The organism is Streptomyces sp. Ru62 (assembly GCF_002920615.1).
Classification (GTDB): Bacteria; Actinomycetota; Actinomycetes; order Streptomycetales; family Streptomycetaceae; genus Streptomyces.
Genome location: NZ_PQSU01000024.1, coordinates 69,552 through 92,110 on the forward strand (window position 1 = coordinate 69,552; position 22,559 = coordinate 92,110).

The 22,559-nt window shown below is 72.5% G+C and carries 24 protein-coding genes; 11 read left to right on the forward strand and 13 right to left on the reverse strand.

From position 1 onward, the window contains the following. Positions 1-66 precede the first annotated feature (66 nt). Positions 67-1,293, forward strand: a complete 1,227-nt coding sequence (locus C3492_RS29465; protein WP_103815675.1) for an acyl-CoA dehydrogenase family protein — start codon at positions 67-69, stop codon at positions 1,291-1,293. 3 nt (positions 1,294-1,296) lie between these two features. On the opposite strand, the gene C3492_RS29470 is transcribed toward C3492_RS29465, so the two are convergent. The 8 genes from C3492_RS29470 to C3492_RS29505 form a co-directional block, all read right to left on the reverse strand. After that, positions 1,297-1,818 carry a cupin domain-containing protein gene (locus C3492_RS29470; protein WP_014671261.1) on the reverse strand — a complete coding sequence of 174 codons (522 nt, stop codon included), beginning with the start codon at positions 1,816-1,818 and terminating at the stop codon, positions 1,297-1,299. 7 nt (positions 1,819-1,825) lie between these two features. After that, positions 1,826-3,049: a cytochrome P450 gene (locus tag C3492_RS29475; RefSeq protein ID WP_103815676.1), complete on the reverse strand. Its 1,224-nt coding sequence runs from the start codon at positions 3,047-3,049 to the stop codon at positions 1,826-1,828. Next, a complete protein-coding gene (locus C3492_RS29480; RefSeq protein WP_103815677.1) occupies positions 3,046-4,110 on the reverse strand; it encodes a type III polyketide synthase in 1,065 nt (354 codons plus the stop codon). The genes C3492_RS29475 and C3492_RS29480 overlap by 4 nt, the downstream gene beginning before the upstream one ends. 338 nt (positions 4,111-4,448) lie before the next feature. Then, a complete protein-coding gene (locus tag C3492_RS29485) occupies positions 4,449-4,682 on the reverse strand; it encodes a DUF6213 family protein (protein ID WP_030655224.1) in 234 nt (77 codons plus the stop codon). 25 nt (positions 4,683-4,707) lie between these two features. Continuing rightward, on the reverse strand, positions 4,708-6,093 hold the full coding sequence (locus tag C3492_RS29490) for an NADP-dependent succinic semialdehyde dehydrogenase (RefSeq protein WP_103815678.1): 1,386 nt from the start codon (positions 6,091-6,093) through the stop codon (positions 4,708-4,710). 111 nt (positions 6,094-6,204) lie between these two features. Then, the gene (locus C3492_RS29495) at positions 6,205-6,678 is read right to left on the reverse strand and encodes an NUDIX domain-containing protein (protein ID WP_103815679.1); all 474 of its coding nucleotides are present in this window, start codon (positions 6,676-6,678) and stop codon (positions 6,205-6,207) included. Next, positions 6,675-8,213, reverse strand: coding sequence for an ATP-dependent DNA ligase (locus tag C3492_RS29500; protein WP_103815680.1), 1,539 nt, complete (start codon positions 8,211-8,213; stop codon positions 6,675-6,677). The genes C3492_RS29495 and C3492_RS29500 overlap by 4 nt, the downstream gene beginning before the upstream one ends. Positions 8,214-8,344: 131 nt before the next feature. Then, positions 8,345-9,277 carry an NAD(P)/FAD-dependent oxidoreductase gene (locus C3492_RS29505; RefSeq protein ID WP_103815681.1) on the reverse strand — a complete coding sequence of 311 codons (933 nt, stop codon included), beginning with the start codon at positions 9,275-9,277 and terminating at the stop codon, positions 8,345-8,347. Between the two features lie 64 nt (positions 9,278-9,341). Between C3492_RS29505 and C3492_RS29510 the strand changes: the two genes are divergently transcribed. From C3492_RS29510 to C3492_RS29535, 6 genes are all read left to right on the forward strand, one after another. Next, positions 9,342-9,914, forward strand: coding sequence for a helix-turn-helix domain-containing protein (locus tag C3492_RS29510; protein WP_103815682.1), 573 nt, complete (start codon positions 9,342-9,344; stop codon positions 9,912-9,914). A gap of 86 nt (positions 9,915-10,000) precedes the next feature. Further along, positions 10,001-10,972, forward strand: coding sequence for an NADPH:quinone oxidoreductase family protein (locus C3492_RS29515; protein WP_103815683.1), 972 nt, complete (start codon positions 10,001-10,003; stop codon positions 10,970-10,972). Continuing rightward, entirely contained in the window at positions 10,969-12,150 is a 1,182-nt protein-coding gene (locus C3492_RS29520) for an acyl-CoA dehydrogenase family protein (protein WP_031092418.1), read from the forward strand. Before C3492_RS29515 ends, C3492_RS29520 begins: the two co-directional genes overlap by 4 nt. Next, on the forward strand, positions 12,147-13,232 hold the full coding sequence (locus tag C3492_RS29525; protein WP_103815684.1) for an acyl-CoA dehydrogenase family protein: 1,086 nt from the start codon (positions 12,147-12,149) through the stop codon (positions 13,230-13,232). The genes C3492_RS29520 and C3492_RS29525 overlap by 4 nt, the downstream gene beginning before the upstream one ends. A 158-nt stretch (positions 13,233-13,390) precedes the next feature. Next, a complete protein-coding gene (locus C3492_RS29530) occupies positions 13,391-14,254 on the forward strand; it encodes a phosphatidylinositol-specific phospholipase C/glycerophosphodiester phosphodiesterase family protein (RefSeq protein ID WP_103815685.1) in 864 nt (287 codons plus the stop codon). Positions 14,255-14,357: 103 nt separating this feature from the next. After that, positions 14,358-14,552, forward strand: a complete 195-nt coding sequence (locus C3492_RS29535) for a hypothetical protein (protein ID WP_103815686.1) — start codon at positions 14,358-14,360, stop codon at positions 14,550-14,552. 32 nt (positions 14,553-14,584) lie between these two features. Here the strand turns inward: C3492_RS29535 and C3492_RS29540 are convergent, their stop codons facing one another. Next, a complete protein-coding gene (locus C3492_RS29540) occupies positions 14,585-15,757 on the reverse strand; it encodes a phosphodiester glycosidase family protein (protein WP_103815687.1) in 1,173 nt (390 codons plus the stop codon). A 140-nt stretch (positions 15,758-15,897) separates the two neighbouring features. Next, positions 15,898-16,257, reverse strand: a complete 360-nt coding sequence (locus tag C3492_RS29545; RefSeq protein WP_103815688.1) for a DUF779 domain-containing protein — start codon at positions 16,255-16,257, stop codon at positions 15,898-15,900. 126 nt (positions 16,258-16,383) lie between these two features. On the opposite strand from C3492_RS29545, the gene C3492_RS29550 reads away from it, so the two are divergent. Together C3492_RS29550 and C3492_RS29555 are read left to right on the forward strand one after the other, a co-directional pair. Further along, positions 16,384-16,875, forward strand: coding sequence for a hypothetical protein (locus C3492_RS29550; RefSeq protein WP_103815689.1), 492 nt, complete (start codon positions 16,384-16,386; stop codon positions 16,873-16,875). Between the two features lie 29 nt (positions 16,876-16,904). Further along, entirely contained in the window at positions 16,905-17,627 is a 723-nt protein-coding gene (locus C3492_RS29555) for a DUF2625 family protein (RefSeq protein WP_103815690.1), read from the forward strand. A gap of 103 nt (positions 17,628-17,730) precedes the next feature. On the opposite strand, the gene C3492_RS29560 is transcribed toward C3492_RS29555, so the two are convergent. Together C3492_RS29560 and C3492_RS29565 are read right to left on the reverse strand one after the other, a co-directional pair. Continuing rightward, positions 17,731-18,369, reverse strand: coding sequence for a DedA family protein (locus tag C3492_RS29560; protein WP_103815691.1), 639 nt, complete (start codon positions 18,367-18,369; stop codon positions 17,731-17,733). 175 nt (positions 18,370-18,544) lie between these two features. Beyond that, positions 18,545-19,621, reverse strand: a complete 1,077-nt coding sequence (locus C3492_RS29565) for an endonuclease/exonuclease/phosphatase family protein (protein WP_103815692.1) — start codon at positions 19,619-19,621, stop codon at positions 18,545-18,547. Positions 19,622-19,824: 203 nt separating this feature from the next. Between C3492_RS29565 and C3492_RS29570 the strand changes: the two genes are divergently transcribed. Together C3492_RS29570 and C3492_RS29575 are read left to right on the forward strand one after the other, a co-directional pair. Further along, positions 19,825-20,520 (forward strand): response regulator transcription factor, encoded by a 696-nt coding sequence (locus C3492_RS29570; RefSeq protein WP_103815693.1) that lies wholly within the window; start codon positions 19,825-19,827, stop codon positions 20,518-20,520. A 10-nt stretch (positions 20,521-20,530) separates the two neighbouring features. After that, the gene (locus C3492_RS29575; protein WP_308461161.1) at positions 20,531-21,622 is read left to right on the forward strand and encodes a HAMP domain-containing sensor histidine kinase; all 1,092 of its coding nucleotides are present in this window, start codon (positions 20,531-20,533) and stop codon (positions 21,620-21,622) included. Positions 21,623-21,741: 119 nt separating this feature from the next. Here the strand turns inward: C3492_RS29575 and C3492_RS29580 are convergent, their stop codons facing one another. Next, on the reverse strand, positions 21,742-22,545 hold the full coding sequence (locus C3492_RS29580; protein WP_103815695.1) for an MBL fold metallo-hydrolase: 804 nt from the start codon (positions 22,543-22,545) through the stop codon (positions 21,742-21,744). Positions 22,546-22,559: the final 14 nt, after the last annotated feature.

Consider the following 22,559-nt stretch of genomic DNA (forward strand, 5'->3'; position numbering starts at 1 on the left):
TCCTACCGATCGGTAACACACTCGGGTTACCGTAAGTAACACCGCACCACCGCAGCTGGAGGGGACATGGCCGAGTTCACCATGGAGCTGAACGAGGAACAGAAGGAAGTACGCGACTGGCTCCATGGCTTCGCCGCGGATGTGATCCGTCCCGCGGCGGCGGAGTGGGACGAGCGCGAGGAGACTCCCTGGCCGGTCATCCAGGAGGCCGCGAAGGTCGGCATCTACTCCCTCGACTTCTACGCACAGCAGTACTTCGACCCCACCGGCCTCGGCATCCCGATGGCCATGGAGGAGCTGTTCTGGGGCGACGCGGGCATCGCCCTGTCCATTGTGGGCACCGGCCTGGCCGCCGTGGGCGTACTCGCCAACGGGACCGAGGAACAGATCGGCACCTGGATACCCCAGATGTACGGCGACCAGAACGACGTCAAGGTCGCCGCGTTCTGCTCCTCCGAGCCCGACGCCGGCTCCGACGTCGCCTCCATGCGCACGCGTGCCGTGTACGACGAGGCCAAGGACGAGTGGGTGATCAACGGCACGAAGACCTGGGCGACCAACGGCGGCATCGCCAACGTCCACGTCGTCGTCGCCGTCGTGGACCCCGAGCTGGGCTCCAAGGGCCACGCCTCCTTCATCGTCCCGCCGGGCACGCCCGGACTCTCCCAGGGGCAGAAGTTCAAGAAGCACGGCATCCGCGCCTCGCACACCGCCGAGGTCATCCTGGACAACGTCCGGGTGCCCGGGTCCTGCCTGCTCGGCGGCAAGGACAAGCTGGACGAGCGGCTGGCCCGGGCCCGGGAGAAGGCGAAGAAGGGCGGCGACCGCGTCAAGAACGCGGCCATGGCCACGTTCGAGGCGTCCCGCCCGGCGGTCGGCGCCATGGCGGTGGGCACCGCCCGGGCCGCGTACGAGGTCGCCCTCGACTACGCCACGACCCGCGAGCAGTTCGGCCGCCCGATCATCGACAACCAGGGCGTGGCCTTCCAGCTGGCGGACATGCGCACCCGGATCGACGCCGCCCGCCTGCTGGTGTGGCGTGCCTCCTGGATGGCGATCAACGGCAAGCCGTTCACCGCCGCCGAGGGCTCCATGTCGAAGCTGTTCGCCAGCGAGACCGCCAAGAAGGTGACGGCCCAGGCGATCCAGATCCTCGGCGGCAACGGCTACACCCGTGAGTACCCGGTCGAGCGGATGCACCGGGACGCGGCCATCTACACCATCTTCGAGGGCACGAGCGAGATCCAGCGGCTGGTCATCGCGCGGACCCTGTCGGGGATGCCCATCCGCTAGCGCTCACCGGTGCCTGAGCGGTGTGAGCTGCTCGATGTCGTACTTGGCCCGCAGCGCCTCGATGGCCTCCTGGTCCGGAGGGCCGCCGTTGCCGAGGATGTCCAGCAGCTCCTCGAAATAGCGCTCGTGGTCCGGCGGGGGAGCGGCCTGGAAGAACATCTTCGCCGGTGTCTCCGTCGGATTCGCGAACGCGTGCGGGCAGCCGGGCGGTACGACGATGACCGTGCCCGGTGTCGCCCGGACCACCCGGCTGCCCGAGGACGACTCCCACTTCCGCCAGTTGTCGGGGGTGCGCACGCGCGGCTCGAAGGCGAGCACGTCCAGTTCGCCTTCGAGGATGTAGAACAACTCCTCGCTGCGCGTGTGCACATGGGCGCCCACGTCGAAGCCGGGCGGGACCTCCACCTCGAAGGTGGAGGCCATGCGCGAGTGCAGGCCGGTGACCTTGAAGGTCACCCGCTGGGCCGGTGTCTCGACGACCCGGCCGTGGCCCGGTGGCACGTACAGTCCCTCGGTCTCTGTCATGGGGACCTCACCAGGTCACCGGCAGGCACTCGGGCCCCCGGATCAACGCGCCCTTCACGAAGGGGACCTGATCCGGCGGTGCGGCCAGTCTGAGGCCCGGTACCCGGTCCAGCAGGGCGTTCATCAGCAGTTCCTCCTCCAGCCGGGCCAGCATGCCGCCCGGGCAGTAGTGCGGGCCGAAGCCGAACGCCACATGCGGGTTCGGGCAGCGGGAGAAATCGACGGTGTCCGGCTCGGGGAAGACGTCCGGGTCCCGGTTGGCGGCCAGGTAGGAGACGTACACCGGGTCGCCCGCGCGGATGCGGACGCCCGCGATCTCCACGTCCTCCAGGGCGATCCTGGACAGACCGACCGCGTTGCGGTGCGGGATGTAGCGCAGGAGTTCGTCGATCGCCCGGGGGCGGATCGCCGGCTCCGCCCGCAGCCGCGCCGTCAGACCGGGACGGGTCAGCAGCAGGTAGAACATCTGCCCGCTGTTGGCGGTGACCGCCTCGCCGCCGATCTGGAGGAGCACGGCGAGGCCCACGGCCTGCTCCAGGGTGATCTCGCGGCGGCTCACGGCGGCACCGAGCAGCGAGGTGACGTCCTCGCCCGCGCTGTCCCCGCGCAGCGCGATCAGGTCGGCGAAGTACGCGCTCATCTCCCGCTTGGCCCGCTCGCTGACCTCCCTGCCGTGCGCGGCGGACAGGATCAGTTGCGTCCAGGTGTGCATGCCGTGCCGGTCGCCGGCCGGCACGCCCATCAGCTCGCAGATCACCGCGATCGGGAACGGCCCGAGGACCGCCGCCTTGAGATCCGCGGGCGGGCCGGCCCCGAGCAGGTCGTCGACCAGCTCGTCCAGGATGGCGCGCGCCCGGTCGCGGACCCGCTCCACGCCCTTCGCCGTGAAGGCGGCGGCGACCGAGCGGCGCAGCCGGGTGTGGTCGGGCGGGTCGAGGAAGCCGACCGCGCCCGGGTCGGGGATGAAGTGCGGGGCGAGCCGGGTGACAGGCTTGTCGACGACCGCCTCCCGGCTGAAGCGGGGGTCGTTGGCCACCATGCGTACGTCGTCGTAGCGGGTGACCAGCCAGGCCCAGCCCTCGCCGTTGGGCAGCTGGACGCGGGCGACGGGGCCCTCGGCCATCAGCTCGGCCAGCACCGGGTCGAAGTCCGTGCCCGTGAGGTCGAGCGCCGGCCAGTGCCGGATCGGGGGCATGACCTCGACGCCGGTGCGCGTCGCCTCCTCGATCATCGGGCGTCGCCGTCCGCGGTGACCCAGCGGCCCACCGACATCTCGGCGGTGATGCCGGGACCGAAGCCGGCGAGCAGTCCGCGTGCCCGGTCGTGGGCACCGCCCTCGTCGAACAGCCGGCGCAGCGCGTCCAGGACGACAGCGCTGGCGATGTTGCCGTACTCGGTGAGCGTGGACCGGCTGAACCGGAAGGCGTGCGGGTCGACCTCCAGGAACTTGCTGAGGTCGTCGAGTATTCGCGGACCGCCCGCGTGGATGATGTAGAAGTCCAGGTCGGACGCGTCCCAGCCGTGGTCGCCGGCCAGGTCCTTGAGCGCCGGGGCGAGTGGCTCCATGGTCGCGGGCACCCGCTTGTCCAGCAGGAAGTGGAAGCCGGTGGCCCGCACGTCGTAGGCGATCCAGTCCTCGGTCTTCGGGATGAGGTAGGAGCCGTTGCGCTCCAGGCGGACGCCCGTGCCGCCGCGCCCGCGGACCACGGCGGCGGCGATGCCGTCACCGAACAGGCCGTTGGAGAGCAGCGAGCCGACGCCGAGGTCGGTGGGCTGGTAGCACAGCGAGCAGAACTCGCAGGCCACGATGAGCGCGTTGGCGTGCGGGTAGGCCGAGCAGAAGTCGTGCGCCCGGTTGATGGCCGCGCCGCCGGCCGCGCAGCCGAGCTGGGCGATGGGGAGCTGGCGGGTGGTGCTGTCGAAGTCCATCTCGTTGATCAGCCAGGCCGTGAGCGAGGGCATCATGAAGCCCGTGCACGAGACGTAGATGATCACGTCGATGTCGCTGGTGAGCAGCTCCGCGTCGTCCAGCGCCTGCTGGATCACGGCGGGGACGCGGGCCTTGGCCTCGGCCTCGTAGAGCTTGTTGCGCTCCTCGAAGCCCGGGTGCTTCAGGGTCTCCTCGATGGGCTGCACGATGTGCCGTGTCTTGACGCCGGTGTTCTCGATCAGCCTGAGGGCCAGTGGCAGTTGGGGGTGGTCCGCGTGGCGCGAGCGCGCCAGCTCCAGCGTCTCCTCCATCGTGATCACGTGCTCCGGGACCGACACCGAGGGCTTGCACAAAGTCGCCATGAACCGTCCCTGCTTTCCGCTCTCCGGGGTCCTTCGCCCACCGGCGAGAAGGTGGGTTCACCTTGTGGGTGCTACACCCACCGTCACCCGGGGGGACGACGATCTCGCGCTGGGTTACTCCGAATCGGGGACCCGGGGGTCAGGCCCGCAGGGCGATTCATGCGGCCGGACGAGGGAAAACGCGGGTACGGCCGTTAACAAGAGGGACGGCTGTGACCACAGGCACGCGGGGCTCTCACCACCCGCAGGGCTGTCACGCGCGTACGGCTGTCATCGGGCAATGGCTGTCACGCGCGTACGGCTGTCACGCGCGTACGGACGTCACACGGGCACGGCTGTCAGGGCGCCCCGCTGCTGTGGGCGATGCACGCCACGTCGATACGGTCCGCCAGCTTCGCCAGTTCGATGGTCAGCGCGGCGACCGTGTCCTCGTCCAGCCCCTGCTCCCCGGCCTCGACAAGGTGCAGCCACCGCGCCCCCACGGTCCGCAACAACTTACTCACGTCCACCGCGGCCACCTGCAAGGTCCCGCGGTCGTCGACGATCAGAGGCAGGGTCACTTCGCGGTTCACAAACGGGATGGTAGCCGCGCGGCGCTCACGCACCCTGCCAAACCGTGGTGATGTTGCAGAACTCCCGGATTCCGTGCCCGGACAGCTCACGCCCGTACCCCGACCGCTTCACACCACCGAACGGGAACGCCGGGTGGGAGGCGGTCATCCCGTTGACGTACACGGCGCCGGCCTCCAGGTCGCGCGCGAACCGCTCCACCTCGTTCTCGTCCCGCGTCCAGACGTTCGAACTGAGTCCGAACGGGGAGTCGTTGGCGATCAGCACGGCCTCGTCCAGGTCGCCCGCCCGGTACAGCGTGGCCACCGGCCCGAACGCCTCCTCGCGGTGGATGCGCATCTCCCGGGTGATGCCGGTGAGGACGGTCGGCGGGTAGTACCAGCCGGGCCCGTCCGGCCGCTGCCCGCCGCACCGCACCTCGGCCCCGCTCCGCCGGGCGTCGTCGACGAGCTCCTCCAGGTCGTTCCTGCCCCGCTCGCTGGCGAGCGGCCCGATCTCGGTGTCCTCCGCCAGCGGGTCGCCGATCTTGAGGGCCTCCATGCCCGCGACGAACTTCTCGGCGAACGCGTCGTAGACGTCGGTGTGCACGATGAACCGCTTGGCGGCGATGCAGGACTGCCCGTTGTTCTGCACGCGGGCGGTGACCGCGACCTCGGCCGCGCGGTCCAGGTCGGCGGAGGGCATCACGATGTAGGGGTCGCTGCCGCCGAGCTCCAGCACCGTCTTCTTGATCATCTCCCCGGCGGTGGAGGCGACCGCCCGGCCCGCGGGTTCGCTGCCGGTCAGGGTGGCCGCCTTCACGCGCTCGTCGCGCAGGATGTCGTCCACCGCGGCCGAGCCGATCAGCAGCGTCTGGAAGCAGCCCACGGGGAAGCCCGCCCGGTGGAACAGGTCCTCCAGGTACAGCGCCGTCTGCGGGACGTTGGAGGCGTGCTTGAGCAGGCCCACGTTGCCCGCCATGAGCGCGGGCGCCGCGAAGCGGACGACCTGCCACAGGGGGAAGTTCCAGGGCATCACCGCGAGCACCGGGCCGAGCGGCCGGTAGCGGACCCGGACCCGGGAGGCGCCGGAGTCCGTCACGTCCGACTCGGCCGGTTCCTCGTCGGCCAGCAGCCCCTCGGCGCGTTCCGCGTACCAGCGCATCGCCCTGGCGCACTTCGCGGCCTCCGCGCGGGCCTGCTTGACCGGCTTGCCCATCTCGGTGGTCATGATCCGGCCGATCTCCCGCTGGTCCTCGTCCAGCAGGTCGGCGGCCTTGTTCAGCAGTCGGGCGCGGTCGGCGAAGGAGGTCGTCCGGTACGTGCGGAAGGTGGCCTCGGCGAGTTCGAGCCGGCGCTCCAGCTCGTCCTCGTCCATGGGCTCGTACGTCTTGAGCGTCTCGCCGTTCGCCGGGTTCACCGTCGCGATGGGCATGGCTGACCTCCCTGGGAGCGGGCTTGTCTCGACCTTCGCGCGCGGCCCCGCAAGTCGCAACGCGACAGGCCCCTCGGGCGTTCTTCCCCCGGTCGCGGCAGGGGGTTCCTGCTAGTCCGAGTGCTCCGCCAGCCGGTCGAGAAACGCGGCCTGCGCCGTGACGATCACCTCACGGGCCCGGTCCACACCGAACCACGCCACCCGGTCCAGCTCCGGGAACTCCTGCCTCCGCCCCGACCTCGGCGGCCACTCCATCGTGAACGTCCCCGGGGTGATCGTCTCCGGGTCCAGGTCCGCCGCCACCGCCCACGCCGTGACGATCTTGCCGTTGCGCTGCACGACCTCGCCCAGCGGTACGGCCTCCCCGTCGGGCGGCGCCACCCCCAGCTCCTCCTGGAACTCCCGCCGGGCCGCCTCCCAGGCCGGCTCCGCCGGGTCGTACTCGCCCTTGGGCACGGTCCAGGCGCCGGCGTCCTTCTTGGCCCAGAGCGGCCCGCCCATATGGCCGAGCAATACCTCCAGCCCCTGGTCGGTGTGCCGGAACAACAGCAGTCCCGCGCTGCGCTTCGTCGTCCGCACCGTCACGGCGAGACCTCCGGGTGGGCTGCCAACAGGGCCTCCACGGTATCGGCCTCCTCGGGGCGCTTGTCCTCGCGGTAGCGGACCACGCGGGCGAAGCGGAGGGTGACACCGGCCGGGTAGCGGGTGGAGCGCTGGAGGCCGTCGTAGGCGATCTCCACGACGAGTTCCGGGCGGACCCGGACCACCCAGCCGTTGTCCTCGACGGCCAGTTCCCTCAGCCGCTCGGTCTGCCAGGCGAGCATCGCGTCGGTCATGCCCTTGAAGGTCTTGCCGAGCATGGCGAAGCCGCCGTCCGGGGTGCGGGCGCCGAGGTGGAGGTTGGACAGCTTGCCGGTGCGCCGGCCGTGGCCCCACTCGGCGGCCAGCACCACCAGGTCGAGGGTGTGCACGGGCTTGACCTTCAGCCAGGCGGCGCCGCGCCGGCCCGCGCTGTAGGGCGCGTCGAGCGCCTTGACGACCACGCCCTCGTGGCCGCGGGCCAGGGTCTCGGCGAGGAACCGTTCCGCCTCCGGGGTGTCCCGGGGGCCCGAGGCCACCGTGCGCCGGACCCGCATCGGCTCCGGCACCAGCCGGGCCAGCTCCGTGTGCCGCTCGGCGAAGGGCAGGTCGAGCAGGTCACGGCCGTGGACGGAGAGGGCGTCGAAGAAGACGGGGGAGACCGGGGTCTCCTCGGCCGCCCTCGCCACGTCCGTGCGCGAGCCGACCCGGCCCGCCGTCTCCTGGAAGGACCGGGGCCGGCCCGCCGCGTCGAAGGAGATCACCTCGCCGTCCAGGATGAACCGCTCGCCTGCCAACCCCAGCGCGGCGGCCGTGACTTCGGGCAGCCGGTCGGTGATGTCGTCCAGGGTGCGGGTGTGGATCCGGACCGTGTCGCCGTCCCGGTGGACCTGGACCCGGATGCCGTCCAGCTTCTCCTCCACCGCGCACGCGCCCAGTTTCTCCACCGCCTCCGCGACCGAGGACGCGCTGTGCGCCAGCATCGGCAGCACCGGCCGGCCGACCGTGAGCCGGAACCGGTCGAGCGATCCGGGCCCCTCGCCGAGCAGGGCCTGCGCCACCGTCTGCAACGACCCCGCCAGCATCACGGCCCGCCGCACGTCCGCCGGGTCCGCGCCGGTCGCCCGGGCCAGCCCCTCCACCGCGACCGCGTCCAGCGCGCCCTGCCGCACCTCGCCGGTGAGCAGGCCGCGCAGGAAGCGCTGCTCCTCCTCGGTGGCCGCGCCCATCAGCTCCCCGATGATCCGCGTCCGCTCGGCCTGGGAGCCGGGCCCGGACACCTTGCCCAGCTCGGTGAGCCGGGCGTCGACCTCCCGCACGGTGAGGGAGGGCTCGGCGGCGGGCGGGACCGGCCGGCCCAGCACCTTCCAGCCGACGCCGAGCCGGCCCTGCGGCAGCCGGCCCGCGAGATACGGGATGACGATCGGCACGTCGTCCGCCTCCGCGTCCCGGAACAGCTCCGCGAGCAGCGCGATCTTCCGGGACCGCGCCGCTGTCGCGGCGACCTCCCGGGACACCTGGGCCAACCGGGTCAGCAGCATGTAGTCATCGTGCCTCAGCGCTCTGCGGGGTGCGCGGTTCCGGTCCGTGCGGCTGCGGTGTGGTCTTCGGGCGCGTCATGGCCGGTCGCGCCCGCAAGGCGGCAGCCGCACATCGGACACGGCCCCGGGCCCTACAGGGCGCCTGCGTCCAGGTCGGCCATCAGGAGCTCCGCGTTGATCGCCGCTCCCGCGCGGTAACCCCTGCTCGCCGCGTTGATCACCTGCTCCGCGAAGCCGCTCGCGTTGCCTGCCGCCCACAGGCCGGGCACGGTGGTCAGGCCCCGTTCGTCGATCACCGGGTAGCTGCCGAACGGGGTCTCGCGCAGTTCGGCGCCCAGCCTGATCAGCAGGTCGTTGTGGGGGACGGCGCGTGGGGCGGCGTACAGGACCTCGCGGTCGTGGACCGTGCCGTCGGCCAGGCGGACGCCGGTGAGGCGGTCGCCGTCGATCACGAGTCCGGCCACCTCGCCGGGTACGACCGTGACCCCGGCGGTGGCCAGCCGGCGCAGGTCCTGATCCGTCAGCTCGGCCTCGTCCACCTCGTGCAGGAAGAGCCGCACGTCCTTCGACCACTGGGTGAGCATGAGCGCCTGGTGCACGCTGAGCGGTGAGGTGGCGAGGACGCCGGTCGGCAGGTCGCGCACCTCCCAGCCGTGGCAGTACGGGCAGTGGACCACGTCCCGTCCGAACCGCTCGGCGAGCCCGGGGACCGCCGGCAGCTCGTCCGTCAGGCCGGTCGCGATCACCAGTTGCCGCGCCCGCACGGTCCGGCCGCCCGCGAGGACGGCGGTGAAGTCCCCCTCCCGGGACACGTCCACCACCCGGTCCCGGACCAGTTCCACCCCGTACCGGGCGATCTCCTCGCGCCCGACGGCCAGGAACTCGGCCGGGGACATGCCGTCCCGGGACAGATACCCCTGCATGTGCGCGGACGGCGCGTTGCGCGGCTCGCCCGCGTCGACGACCAGCGTGCGGCGCCGGGACCGGCCCAGCACCAGCGCGGCGGACAGGCCGGCGGCCCCGCCGCCGACGACGACGACTTCGTACGCGTTGTTCTCGGTCATGAGGCGACGGTCGCCCGGTGACTGCGGGATTGACAAACGGATTTGCCGATCCTGCAATGGGGCCATGAGCACAGAGGACGTACTGGCGGACGTGGGCCCCAGGCTGCGCCGCATCCGCAAGGAGCGGGAGGTGACCCTGGCCGCGCTGTCCGAGGCCACCGGCATCTCCGTGAGCACCCTCTCCCGGCTGGAGTCGGGCCTGCGCAAGCCCAGCCTCGAACTGCTGCTGCCGATCGCCCAGGCCCACCAGGTGCCGCTGGACGAGCTGGTCGGAGCGCCGCCGGTGGGGGACCCGCGGGTGCGGTCCAAGCCGATCGTCCGGGGCGGGCGTACCCACTGGCCGCTGACCCGCCAGCCGGGCGGCCTCCAGGCCTTCAAGGTCCTGGAACCCCGGCGCAGCCAGGAGCCCGACCCGCGGACCCACGAGGGCTACGAGTGGCTCTACGTCCTCTCGGGCCGGCTCCGCCTGGTCCTCGGGGAACACGACGTCGTGCTGTCGGCGGGCGAGGCGGCCGAGTTCGACACACGGGTGCCGCACTGGTTCGGGTCGACGGGGGAGGGGCCGGTGGAGTTCCTGAGTCTGTTCGGGCCGCAGGGGGAGCGGATGCACGTACGGGCGCGGCCCGCCCGCACGTGACCCACGCGACTGTTCCCTGATCGGCAAGCGACCGCTTAGTATGCCGTCGGACCCGGTCAGACGAAGCAGTCCCGTGGAGGCCCCGCATGCAGGCATGGCAAGTGCACGAGAACGGCGAGCCGAGCGAGGTGATGCGCCTCCATGACGTCGAGCGGCCCACGCCCGGCGACGGCCAGGTGCTGCTGCGGGTGCGCGCCGCCAACGTCAACTTCCCGGACGCGCTGCTGTGCCGCGGCCAGTACCAGGTGCGTCCCCCGCTGCCCTTCACCCCCGGCGTGGAGATCTGCGGCGAGACCGAGGACGGCCGCCGGGTGATCGCCAACCCCGCGCTGCCCCACGGCGGCTTCGCCGAGTACGCCCTCGCCGACGCCCGCGCCCTGCTGCCCGCGCCCGAGTCGCTGGACGACGCCGAGGCGGCCGCCCTGCACATCGGCTACCAGACCGGCTGGTTCGGCCTGCACCGCCGCGCCCGCCTGGAAGCCGGGGAGACCCTGCTGGTGCACGCCGCCGCCGGGGGCGTGGGCAGCGCCGCCGTGCAGCTGGGCAAGGCGGCCGGTGCCACGGTGATCGGTGTCGTGGGCGGCGCGGACAAGGCCGCCGTCGCCCGGGAGCTGGGCTGTGACGTGGTGGTCGACCGGCGCTCCGAGGACGTCGTCGCCGCCGTGAAGGAGGCCACCGGCGGCCGGGGCGCCGACGTGATCTACGACCCCGTCGGCGGCGAGGCCTACGCCCAGTCCGCCAAGCTGGTCGCCTTCGAGGGCCGGATCGTCGTCGTCGGCTTCGCGAGCGGCACCATCCCGAGCCCGGCCCTCAACCACGCCCTGGTGAAGAACTACTCGATCGTCGGCCTGCACTGGGGCCTGTACAACACCAAGAACCCCGGGCTGGTCCAGCGCTGCCACGAGGAACTGACCGAGCTGGCCGCCCGGGGCGCGATCAAGCCGCTGGTCAGCGAGCGGGTGCCGCTCGCCGAGGCGGCCGGTGCCGTGCAGCGGGTCGCCGACGGGGTGACCACGGGCCGGATCGCCGTCGTGCTGGAGAACGGAGCCGTCGCATGACCGACGCCGAAGAACTGCGCCGCCGTACCCGGGAGCTGCTCGCGCAGCACCCGCCCGCGAGCACCGACCGCCTGGACTTCCTCCGGGCCCGCTTCGACGCCGGCCTCGCCTGGGTGCACTACCCGGAGGGCCTCGGCGGACTGGGCGCCCCGCGCACCCTCCAGGGCGTCGTGGACGCCGAGCTGGCGGCGGCCGGCGCGCCCGACAACGACCCCCGGCGCATCGGCATCGGCCTCGGCATGGCCGCGCCGACGATCCTGAAGTACGGCACCGAGGAGCAGAAGCGCCGCTATCTGCGCCCTCTGTGGACCGGCGAGGAGGTCTGGTGCCAGCTCTTCAGCGAGCCCGGCGCCGGCTCCGACCTGGCCGCGCTCGGCACCCGGGCGGTCCGTGAGGGCGACCGCTGGGTGGTCAACGGGCAGAAGGTGTGGACGTCCAGCGCGCATGTCGCCCGCTGGGCCATCCTCATCGCCCGCACCGACCCGGACGTGCCCAAGCACCAGGGCATCACCTACTTCGTCTGCGACATGACCGACCCGGGCGTCGAGGTCCGGCCGCTGCGCCAGATCACCGGCGAGGCCGAGTTCAACGAGGTCTTCCTCACCGACGTCCGGATCCCCGACGACCGCCGCCTCGGCGAGATCGGCGACGGCTGGCGGGTCGCCCAGACCACGCTGATGAACGAGCGCGTCTCCATCGGCGGCATGGCCCTGCCCCGCGAGGGCGGCATGATCGGCCCGGTCGCGAAGACCTGGCGGGAACGCCCCGAACTGCGCACCCACGACCTGCACCAGCGCCTGCTGAAGCTGTGGGTCGAGGCCGAGGTCGCCCGGTTCACCGGTGAACGCCTGCGCCAGCAGCTCGTCGCCGGCCAGCCCGGCCCCGAGGGCTCCGGCATGAAGCTCGCCTTCGCCCGCCTCAACCAGGAGATCAGCGGCCTGGAGGTCGAACTCCGCGGCGAGGAGGGCCTGCTGTACGACGACTGGACCATGCGCCGCCCCGAGCTGGTCGACTTCACCGGCCGGGACGCCGGCTACCGCTATCTGCGCTCCAAAGGCAACAGCATCGAGGGCGGGACCAGCGAGGTCCTGCTGAACATCGTCGCCGAGCGCGTCCTGGGCCTGCCCGCCGAGCCGCGCACCGACAAGGACGTCGCCTGGAAGGACCTCGCCCGATGACCGACCTGCTGTACTCCGAGGAGGAAGAGGCGCTGCGGGCCGCCGTCCGCGACCTGCTCACGGACCACTGCGCGCCGGCCGACGTGATCACCCGCGCCGAGTCGGACACCCCGCACGACCGCGCCCTGTGGAAGCTGCTCGCCGACGGCATGGGCCTGGCCGGTCTCCTGGTCCCCGAGGAGCGGGGCGGCCAGGGCGCCTCCGCGCGCGAAGTCGCCGTCGTGCTGGAGGAGCTGGGGCGGGCGGTGGCTCCCGTGCCGTACCTCACCAGCGCGGTGGTGGCCACCGAGGCCCTGCTGGCCTGCGACGACGCCGAGCTGCTGGGGCAGCTGGCCTCCGGACGCACCATCGGCGCCCTCGCGGTCGGCCTGCACACGGCCCCGGGTGCCGGCGTCACGGCCGTACGCGTGGAGAACGGCACCCTGCACGGCGAGCTGACGGGGATCGCGGACGCCGCCGTCGCCGACGTCCTGCTCGTCCCGGCCGACGACGGCGGCCTGTACGCCGTCGCCGCCGACACCGTGACGGTCACCCCGCAGGTCTCCCTGGACCTGACCCGCCCCCTCGCGGCCATACGGCTGGAGGGCGCACCCGGCCGCCGGGTCGGCGCCGCCGAACCCGCCGTACGCCGTGCCCTGCGCGCCGCCGCCGGACTGCTCGCCTCCGAACAACTGGGCACGGCCGACTGGGCGTTGACGGAAACCGTCCGGTACCTCAAGGAGCGCAAGCAGTTCAACCGGCCGGTCGGCGGGTTCCAGGCGCTCAAGCACCGGCTCGCCCAGCTGTGGCTGGAGGTCGTGCACCTGCGGGCCGCCGCCCGCGCCGCCGCCGACGCGCTCGCCACCGGGGAGGACGTGGAGGTCTCGGTCGCCGTCGCGCAGGCGTACGCAGCGCCCGTCGCCGTCCGTGTCACCGAGGAGGCGCTGCAGCTCCACGGCGGGATCGGGATGACCTGGGAGCACCCGGTCCACCTGTATCTGAAGCGGGCCAAGGCGGACTCCATCGCGTACGGCACGGCTGGCGCCCACCGCGAGGCGCTGGCAGGGCTGGTCGACCTCCGGGCACCCCTCCAGACACCCTGACACACCCACGGTGAAGCCCGCCCCACCCGGGGCGGGCTTCTTCGTGCGCACGCACGGGCGAAGTGAACACAGCGCCAACTCCCGGTGCGAGCGGGTCCCTTCGGCGGCAAGTGCACGCATACTCTCCCCGGTCCCCATCACCCCCAGGGAGGCAGTGCATGGCCCTCACCACCCGTCGCAGAGCCCTCACCACCCTCGGCGCCGCCCTCGCGGGCACGCTCGCCCTGCCCGCCGGCCACGCGCTGGCCGGTGAACGGACGCGTCACCCGCGCCCGTTGTGGCACGCCCACGCCCACAACGACTACGAGCACCCGCGCCCCCTGTTCGACGCCCTCGACCACCGGTTCGGCAGCGTCGAAGCCGACATCTTCCTCGTCGGCGACCAGCTCCTCGTCGGCCACGAGGCGTCCGACCTCGACCCGTCCCGCACCCTCGAATCCCTCTACCTGGAACCGCTCGCCGCCCGGGTCAAGGCCAACCACGGCCACGTCCACCGGGGTTCGCGCCGGCCGCTGCAGCTCCTCATCGACATCAAGACCGAGGGCTCCGCCACGTACCTCGAACTCGACCGCCACCTGCGTCGCCACCCGCACCTGTTCACCCGCTACGCGCACGGTCGCGTCCACGCCGGGCCGGTCACCGCGGTCATCTCCGGCGACCGGGCGGCCCGTGTCCCGATGGAGGCGCAGACCGAGCGCCGCGCCTTCTACGACGGCCGCCTCACCGACCTCGGCGGCCCCGCCCCGGCCTCCCTCATCTCGCTGATCAGCGACAACTGGACGCAGAACTTCACCTGGACGGGCGTCGGGGCGTTCCCGGACGCCGAGCGGCAGAAGCTGCGGAGCATCACCGGCGCCGCCCACGCGCGCGGGCAGCAGGTCCGGTTCTGGGCCACCCCCGACACCGCGGGCCCCGCCCGGGACGCGCTGTGGACGGAACTGCTCGCCGCCGGGGTCGACTACCTCAACACCGACGACCTCGCCGGCCTGGAGTCCTTCCTCGACGCCCACCCCTCCGCGTAAGACCACACGATCGGAGGACACGTCAGCAGCCCGGACGAACCCTCCGTTACGCCACACTTGCGGCCGAACGCCGCACACGGGGCGTGGCGGAGGAGGGTTCCCGATGGTCATCTCCATCTCTGTGGTGCTGCTGCTTCTGGTCCTGGCCGTGATCTTCATTCGCAACTGCTCGCTGAAGATCTCGCACGCCCTGGTCTGCCTGTTGCTCGGCTTCTACCTGGCCTGCACGAGCATGGCACCCACCATCCAGAGCGGGCTCACCGCGACCGCCGACCTGGTGAGCGGCCTGCGGCCCTGAGTCTCCCGGCGCCGGTCGGTGGAGTGCCGGCCTCAGCCGGTGGAGAAGACGCCGATGCCGTTGGGCACCGGGCGTTCCGCGCCGCCGCTGGGATGGTTGCGCACCGTCACGGCGGCGTCGTCCGCGTCGCGGGCGACCAGCTCCGTCGAGCCTCCGCCGTCGAGGTTGAAGGCGGCGGTGGCCCCCAGCGAGCGCATGGTCTCCGCCTCCTCTGCGACGGTCAGCCCGCTGCGGTAGTTCGCCGAGCCGTCCAGCGCCAGCAGCAGCATCTGCTGCCCGCCGCCCTTGTACCCGACGACCGTCCGCACCGCCGACGTGCTGTCGTCCAGGCCGGACAGCGGGCTGCCGTCGCGCAGGACCGGGAAGCCGCCGATCGCGAACGCGTACGGCACCCCGGACGAGGACGCCACCAACGTGTGCGTCACGTCCACCGGATCACCGACCGACAGCTTGCGCAGCCACCGCGCGCCCTCCTCGCGCCCCAGCAGGACCGTGGTGCCCGCCGGGATCGAGCCGCTGCCCGGGGCGTCGGTGGCGGAGACCACCCGGCCCCCGCGCACCTTCACCTCGTACGTGTCGTCGCTGCACGGCGCCGCGCGTCGGGTGTCCGTGCCGCACACGGCCCGCACCCGGGAGGCGCTGCCCCAGCGCGCGGTGAAGGCGCCGACCGAATCCACCGGCAGCGCGTACTGGTTAAGGCCCTTCAGCGGCAACCGCCCCTGCGGCGTACCGACCGAGCCGGACAGGGAGAGGCGGTCCAGGCGGGCCCGCCGGTCGGTGCCCACGCCGAACACGTCCCGGGTGGTCGTGCCCCCGGGCAGCGCGGGTCCGAACCGCTGGCCCTCGGGCACCGCCGCCTTGAGCACCTGCCCGTCCGCCACGGCCGGTCCGACGGCCGCGCCCGTGGCCTGCACGCCCGGGTGCTGCGTCTCGGTGATGTTGAAGAAGTCGCCGTTCACCCCGGCGACCGCGCCGGTCGAGTCCGCCAGCCGGGAGACGGTCGCGCGGGCCGCCACCGCGCCCGGGTACAGCAGGTCGACGTGGACGTGCGGGTTGGCCAGGTCCACCGTGAGCAGATGCGCGCGGGCCTTTCCCGCCGCCGCGTCGATGTCGAACTGCCGGTAGGTGACGCCCGGCGCGAGCCGTCTGCCGGCCGGCGCGGCACCGGCCGGTGCCGCCCCTGCCAGGGCCGCACCGGCCAGCACACCGAACGCCGTGACAACCGTGAGAACCGCTCTGCCCGCCGCCGAACGCCTGCGAGGTCTCGTCACCGTGCCCCCTGATGTCTCGTCAACTGCCCTCATCGCAGGGGCAGTGCACCAGACTCGGGCGGCCGGTGGGCCGACTAGGCGTCGACGACGCGAGAACGGGTGAGAAAACGCACCCCCTCGGGTGCTTCCAGGGAGAAGCCGCTGCCTCGCCCCGGCACGACGTCCACGATCAGCCGGGTGTGGCTCCAGGCCTCGTACTGGCTGCGCGACATCCAGAACGTGACGGGCTCCGGCACGCCCTCCACCGACAGCTCGGCCAGCAGCACGTCCGAGCCGCCGGTACGGAACTCGCCGTCCGGATAGCACATCGGGGCGCTGCCGTCACAGCAGCCACCGGACTGGTGGAACATCAGCGGGCCGTGCTCGGCGCGCAGGCGGCGCACGAGCTCCGCGGCCTGCGGGGTCAGCGCGACGCGCGCGATCTCCTCTTCCATGTCACCGTCCTGGACAGCGGGGGCGTCGGATCGTCGGCTCCAGTCTCACGGATGGTCACGAACCCGTCCAGAACGCCAACTCGTCCCGCCGCATCCGCTTGGGGAGCGAGCTGGGACCATGGACGCATGCGCCCTGCCTTCCCGAGCCCGCCCGAACCGCGCTTCGTCCCCGCCGGTGAACACCCGCTGTGGGACGAGGCACTGGCGACGGTCAACCGGGACCTCGCGGCCACCCTGCCCGGGCAGCGCCCGCTGTGCCTCATCGCGTACCCGGCGGACGCGCACGAGGACGAACAGGTCTACCTCGCACTGGCCGACGGCAACGCGCACGGCAACTCCCTGGAGCCGACCGGCTCCGCCGACTGGGCGCTGTGGACCATCGCCGAGGCCGCCCAGGACACCATCACGGGGTGCCTGTGGCAGGCGTGGCCGGTCTGCACGCTCCACGGCCTCGGGATGCACGTGGGGGAGGAGTCCGGCCGTCCGGTCTGGAGCTGCGCCGGCGGCGGCCGGTCGGGCGATCCGGCCCATGTGCGCGCGGCGGTGGGCGAACTGGACACGGTGCACCGACCTCACCGGCCGAACCGGAAGCGTCGTGAGGACGGCAGGGGGCGTTAGGACGGCAACGCTGCTGCGATCATCTCCGGATGCGAGAGATCGATGACCTGATCCAGGTGGCCGATCCGGCCTGGCCGGAGCTTGAGCAGGCGTTCGCCGGCAGTGCCGTACCCGTGCGTGTGCTGCCCGCCGACCTTGACGAGGGCCGCCGCTGTCTCCTCCAGTTGCAGGTGACGGCCAGGTCGGCTCTCGGTGCGCTGACCCTGCACTGCGGCGGGCTGGTCGTGGACGACGGCTGGCTGCGGGTGTACGGCGCGGGCAGCGCCGGCGGCGAGCTGCCGGGCCTCGGCCGGATCAACGGGTTTCCCGAGGAGCTGGACCCCCACTGGCACCCGGCGGCCGGGCTCGTCGTCGGCCATGACGTGCTCGGCGGTGTCTTCTGCCTCAACGGCCACGACCCGGCGGGCAGCGGCCGCCCCGGAGCTCCGGGGCAGATGACCTATTTCGCGCCCGACACCCTGGAGTGGGAGGCGCTGGACATGGGCCACTCGGCGTGGATCGGCTGGCTGCTGGCCGGTGGGCCGGAGAGGTTCTACGCGGGGCTGCGCTGGCCGGGCTGGCGGGAGGAGGCGGCGACCCTGGAGCTGTCCCAGGGCATCAGTGTCGTCCCGTTCCTGTGGTCGAAGGAGGCGCACCAGGACCTCGCCGCCACCAGCAGACGGGCCGTGGCGCTCCGCGAAGTCGTGGGCGTGTCCGCCGACTTCGCCCGGCGACTGGGCCCGGCGGATCCGGGGTTCCTGGGCGATCTGTGACGCCACCGCACGCCTCCGGTCCGTCGGCAGGGCCGGGCCCATGCTGCCCGGGACGGCGGCGCCGGGGCCGGTGCGGACGTCCGGCGGGTGAGCCGTGGCGCGTTCAGCGCCTGGAGTCGCGCCGGGCCCGGCGGGCGCGGCGGGCCTCCGGCAGCAGCGGGAGCAGCGACAGGACGACGACCACGGCGACCAGCGGCAGCAGATAGTCGTCGATGTGCGGGACGGACGCGCCCAGGGTGTACCCGGCGAGCACCAGCGTCTGCGACCACAGCACACCACCCACCGTCTGCCAGAGGGTGAAGGTCCGTGCCGGCACGCCCAGGGCCCCGGCCACCGGGTGCAGGACCGTCCGCAGCAGCGGCACGAACCGGCCGATCACCAGCGCCTTGCCGTAGCCGTAGCGCGCCAGGAGCCGTTCCGCCCGCGCCGCCGCGCCCTTCACCCGCCCGCTGCTCGTGCGCGCGAGCAGCGCCCGGCCGCCGTGCCGTCCGATCAGGTATCCCACCTGGCCGCCCACCACCGCCCCGATCGCCGCGCACACCAGCACCTGCCACAGCGACAGCCGCGGCGGCTGCTGGGCGGTGCCCGCGCACAGCACACCGGCCGGGAACAGCAGCGTGTCACCGGGCAGGAAGAAGCCGACGACCAGCAGACCCGACTCGGCGAAGACCACGACCAGGACGCCCAGCGCGCCGAAGGCGGCCAGCACCGAGGCGCTGTCCATCGGGTTGACGGCGATCACCGGCCACGCCTCCCGGCCTCCTCGGGAATTCCGTAACGCTCCCCAGCATCGCGTGCCCGGCGCACGTGCGCGCGCCGGTCGCGCAGATCAGTCGGACGCGCCGTTCGGAGCAGGGGCAGAGACCGGCCACTTCCCTGAGCCGGACCGGAGCGCAGTCGGATCCCCTCGGCGGTGCTCACCAACTGATCCTGGCGGCCACCGGCAGGTGGTCGCTGCCGGTGGCCGGCAGCACCCAGGAACTGTCCGGCCGCACGCCGCGGACCAGGATCTGGTCGATCCGCGCCACCGGGAACCTCGCCGGCCAGGTGAAGCCGAAGCCGTCCCCGGCCTCGGACTGGGCCGACCGCAGCCGCGAGGTGATGCCGGCGAGCGCGCGGTCGTCCACGGTGCCGTTCAGGTCGCCGAGCAGTACCACCCGCTTGTTCCGCTCGGCGGCGACGGCTTCGGCGAGCGCCTTCGCGCCACGGTCCCGGCTCTCCGTCCAGAAACCCTTCCGGGGAAGCACGCGTACGGAGCCCAGGTGGGCCACGTACACCGCCAGCGGGCCCTGGTCCGTGGCCACCGTGGTGCGCAGCGCCCGGTTGTAGGTCATCTTGATGTCGGCCGGCTTGGTGTCCCCCAGCGGCCCGTAGTCCATCTTGACGTCGACCGGCCGGGTGTCCGACAGCGGCAGCTTGCTCCACAGCCCGACCGTGCCCCGCACCGCGTGGTACGGGTACGCCTCCGCCAGTTCCCTCTCGTACGTGCCCCGCGCCTGCTCGGTCAGTTCCACCAGGGCCAGCACGTCCGCACCGGAGGCGGCCATGTCGCGGGCGGTGCCGGCCGGGTCGGGGTTGGTGTCCCCGACGTTGTGCTCGGCCACGGTCAGGTCACCCCCCGGGTGGGACCCGTCGCCGAGCAGCCCGCCGAAGAGGTTCAGCCACACCACGACCGGCAGCAGCAGCGCCACCACCGCGGAGGCGGAGCGACGCCACAGCGCGCCGGTCAGCAGCACGGGGACGAAGAGGCCGAACCACGGGAGGAAGGTCTCCACCAGGCTGCCCAGGCCCCCGCGGTCCGTGATCCGCGCGTGCAGCAGCAGGACCAGGCCGAGGAGCACCGCCGACGCCGCGAGCACCGGCCCGCGCCTCCATGGCCCCGGCCGGGAGACGGCGCGCACCACCCGGCGGATGCGCGCGCCCGACGTCCCGGCGCCGGTGTCCTCGCGGCCCGCGCCGCCCTGCCCGGCCTGCGCCGCGTCCACCTGCGTCATCGCCCGTCCTCGCTCACTGCCGCTTCCCGGCGGAGGACGGGCAGCCCGATGCCGACGGCATGGGGCCGGCGCATGCGGTGGATCGTTGTTCCTGCTGATGGTGTCGTTCGGCGCATGCCCCCAGTCAAGGCAACGCGGTGTTGCCGCCAGGTATGCGTTTTTGCATACGCGGACGATATGTGCCGACTCGTAGCATCATCCGCATGCGTGTGCTGATCGTCGAGGACGAACCCTATATGGCAGAAGCCATCCGCGACGGCCTGCGCCTGGAGGCGATCGCAGCCGACCTCGCGGGTGACGGCGACACCGCGCTGGAAATGCTGGGCATCAACCGCTACGACATCGCCGTACTCGACCGCGACATCCCCGGGCCTTCCGGTGACGAGATCGCCGAACACATCGTCGCCTCCGGCAGCGGCATGCCGATCCTCATGCTCACCGCGGCCGACCGTCTCGACGACAAGGCCTCCGGGTTCGGAGCCGGCGCCGACGACTACCTCACCAAACCCTTCGACCTCCGCGAACTCGTGCTGAGGCTCCGAGCGCTCGACCGCAGGCGCGCCCACAACAGACCGCCCGTGCGGGAGATCGCGGGGCTGCGGCTGGACCCGTTCCGCCGCGAGGTCCACCGGGACGGCCGCTACGTCGCGCTGACCCGGAAGCAGTTCGCGGTGCTCGAAGTCCTCGTCGCGGCCGAAGGCGGTGTCGTCGGCGCGGAGGAACTCCTGGAACGCGCGTGGGACGCGAACGCGGACCCGTTCACCAACGCCGTGCGCATCACCGTCTCGGCACTGCGCAAGCGTCTCGGCGAACCATGGATCATCGCCACCGCGCCAGGCGCCGGTTACCGCATCGACACGCGACCGGAGGCCGTACCCGAGGGACCGGGCCGTGGATAGAGCGCCCGGGGTGAGCGTTCGTCTCAGACTCGCCCTCAGCTACGCCGGATTCCTCATGGTCGCGGGCGCCCTGCTGCTCGCCGCCGTGTGGCTGTTCCTGCTGCGTTACGTCCCCGAGCGCGCGCTCCTCATCAGCAGCGACGACCCCCCTCATGGTGTCTTTCCCGTCCGGTCCGGCCTCCTGCGCGCTTTCGCCCCGTCGGCGGCCGCGGTACTGGTGTTCCTGCTGGTCTTCGGTCTCCTGGGAGGATGGATCCTCGCCGGCCGCATGCTCGCCCCCCTGGACCGGATCACCGACGCCACACGCAGGGCCACGGACGGATCACTCTCCCACCGCGTCCGGCTGCCGGGCCGCAAGGACGAGTTCCGCGAACTCGCCGACGCCTTCGACACGATGCTCGCCCGGATCGAAACACACGTCGCCGAACAGCAGAGATTCGTGGCCAACGCCTCGCACGAGTTGCGCACCCCGCTGGCCATCTCGAAGGCGCTCCTCGACGTGGCCCGCACCGATCCGGGCCGCGACACCGGCGAGCTCGTCGACCGCCTGCACGCCGTCAACACCCGGGCGATCGACCTCACCGAGGCACTGCTCCTGCTCAGCCGCGCGGAGCAGCGGTCCTTCACCCGGGAACCCGTCGATCTGTCCCTGGTGGCGGAGGAAGCGACGGAAACACTCCTGCCCCTCGCCGAAAAGCATGGTGTGACCGTCGAGACCGGTGGCGACATCGCCCCCACGAGCGGGTCGCAGGCGCTCCTGCTCCAGCTGACCACGAACCTGGTGCACAACGCGGTCGTCCACAATCTGCCGGAACAGGGCGCCGTGTGGGTCAGCACCGGCGTCCGCCCCCGGACCGTGGTCCTCACCGTCGAGAACACGGGCGAGAAGCTGGCCCCGCAACTGGTCTCGACGCTCACCGAACCGTTCCGGCGGGGCACCGAACGCATCCGTACCGACCACGCGGGCGTCGGCCTCGGCCTGGCGATCGTCAGGACCATCACGCACGCACACGACGGAACACTCACCCTCACCCCGCGCGCCGCCGGCGGTCTCCGCATCACGGTGGAACTGCCCGCGGCGGCCCCCGCAGACCTGCACTGAGCGGCAAGGGGCCAGTCCCGCGACGGCGCCGGCGGCCGAGCACGGCCAGATCGCCCTCGACGCAGTGCGCGCGGCCGAAGCCGAAGGACCAGTCCGGTGGGGGTGCCGTCATGAGGGGGTCAGCGGGTCAGCGGCACCCACGTGCCGTGGGGTGCGACCCGCAGCAGGGAGGACAGGCCGGCCTCGTGGAAGGCCAGTTCGATCTCGGGCAGCCCCTCGGAGAAGTGGGCCCAGCCGTCGTAGTGGGCCGGTACGACGATCTCCGCGCCCAGGACGGCGGCAGCGGCGGCGGCCCGGCGGCTGTCCAGGGACAGGGGCCGCCCGTCGAACTTCGCCGGCACGCGTGCCGCTCCCGCGTGCAGGACGGCCGCGTCGATGCCGGGCACCCGGCGGGAGATCTCCGCGACCGTGCGGATCGAGGCGTTGTCGCCGCTGACGTACACGGTGGGAAGCCCCTGCCCGGACAGCACGAACCCGATGACCTCGCAGTTGACGTTGCCGTCCGCGTCGCGTTCGCCGTCCTCGGGACCGTGGACGGCGGGAACGGCCAGCACGGTCAGATCACCGCCGCCGTCCGGTCGGGGCACGGTGTGTGCGGTCCAGGGGGAGAGGCCGACGGCGGGTGAGCCGAGCCGCTCCGCCGCGAGCGGCCCCGTGAGTACCAGCGGGGCGGCCTTCGCGAACGCGCGACCCCGCCCGTCGAGGTTGTCGGGGTGGGCCTCATGGCTGACCAGGACGAGGGCGACCGGTCCCACCGCGTCCTCGTCGGCGGCAGGTCCGGCGGTCTTGGTGAGGTACCCCTGGGGGCCCGCCTCGTCGAAGGTCGGATCACTGACGATCCGCAGGCCACCGATGTCGATGACGGCCGTCGGGCCGCCCAGCACGGTGACCGCGCATTCCCGCCGGGACAGCCCTGTGCTCATCGCGGTCCTCGCAG

Excerpts from the sequence above, each read along its gene's own strand:
- C3492_RS29510 (WP_103815682.1), top strand. The coding sequence starts at position 9,342 with ATGAGCACAGAGGACGTACTGGCGGACGTGGGCCCCAGGCTGCGCCGC.
- C3492_RS29545 (WP_103815688.1), bottom strand. The coding sequence starts at position 16,257 with ATGGAAGAGGAGATCGCGCGCGTCGCGCTGACCCCGCAGGCCGCGGAG.
- C3492_RS29570 (WP_103815693.1), top strand. The coding sequence starts at position 19,825 with ATGCGTGTGCTGATCGTCGAGGACGAACCCTATATGGCAGAAGCCATC.
- C3492_RS29465 (WP_103815675.1), top strand. The coding sequence starts at position 67 with ATGGCCGAGTTCACCATGGAGCTGAACGAGGAACAGAAGGAAGTACGC.
- C3492_RS29470 (WP_014671261.1), bottom strand. The coding sequence starts at position 1,818 with ATGACAGAGACCGAGGGACTGTACGTGCCACCGGGCCACGGCCGGGTC.
- C3492_RS29500 (WP_103815680.1), bottom strand. The coding sequence starts at position 8,213 with ATGCTGCTGACCCGGTTGGCCCAGGTGTCCCGGGAGGTCGCCGCGACA.
- C3492_RS29490 (WP_103815678.1), bottom strand. The coding sequence starts at position 6,093 with ATGCCCATCGCGACGGTGAACCCGGCGAACGGCGAGACGCTCAAGACG.
- C3492_RS29535 (WP_103815686.1), top strand. The coding sequence starts at position 14,358 with ATGGTCATCTCCATCTCTGTGGTGCTGCTGCTTCTGGTCCTGGCCGTG.
- C3492_RS29525 (WP_103815684.1), top strand. The coding sequence starts at position 12,147 with ATGACCGACCTGCTGTACTCCGAGGAGGAAGAGGCGCTGCGGGCCGCC.
- C3492_RS29555 (WP_103815690.1), top strand. The coding sequence starts at position 16,905 with ATGCGAGAGATCGATGACCTGATCCAGGTGGCCGATCCGGCCTGGCCG.
- C3492_RS29480 (WP_103815677.1), bottom strand. The coding sequence starts at position 4,110 with ATGGCGACTTTGTGCAAGCCCTCGGTGTCGGTCCCGGAGCACGTGATC.
- C3492_RS29475 (WP_103815676.1), bottom strand. The coding sequence starts at position 3,049 with ATGATCGAGGAGGCGACGCGCACCGGCGTCGAGGTCATGCCCCCGATC.
- C3492_RS29515 (WP_103815683.1), top strand. The coding sequence starts at position 10,001 with ATGCAGGCATGGCAAGTGCACGAGAACGGCGAGCCGAGCGAGGTGATG.
- C3492_RS29505 (WP_103815681.1), bottom strand. The coding sequence starts at position 9,277 with ATGACCGAGAACAACGCGTACGAAGTCGTCGTCGTCGGCGGCGGGGCC.
- C3492_RS29580 (WP_103815695.1), bottom strand. The coding sequence starts at position 22,545 with ATGAGCACAGGGCTGTCCCGGCGGGAATGCGCGGTCACCGTGCTGGGC.
- C3492_RS29565 (WP_103815692.1), bottom strand. The coding sequence starts at position 19,621 with ATGACGCAGGTGGACGCGGCGCAGGCCGGGCAGGGCGGCGCGGGCCGC.
- C3492_RS29530 (WP_103815685.1), top strand. The coding sequence starts at position 13,391 with ATGGCCCTCACCACCCGTCGCAGAGCCCTCACCACCCTCGGCGCCGCC.
- C3492_RS29550 (WP_103815689.1), top strand. The coding sequence starts at position 16,384 with ATGCGCCCTGCCTTCCCGAGCCCGCCCGAACCGCGCTTCGTCCCCGCC.
- C3492_RS29520 (WP_031092418.1), top strand. The coding sequence starts at position 10,969 with ATGACCGACGCCGAAGAACTGCGCCGCCGTACCCGGGAGCTGCTCGCG.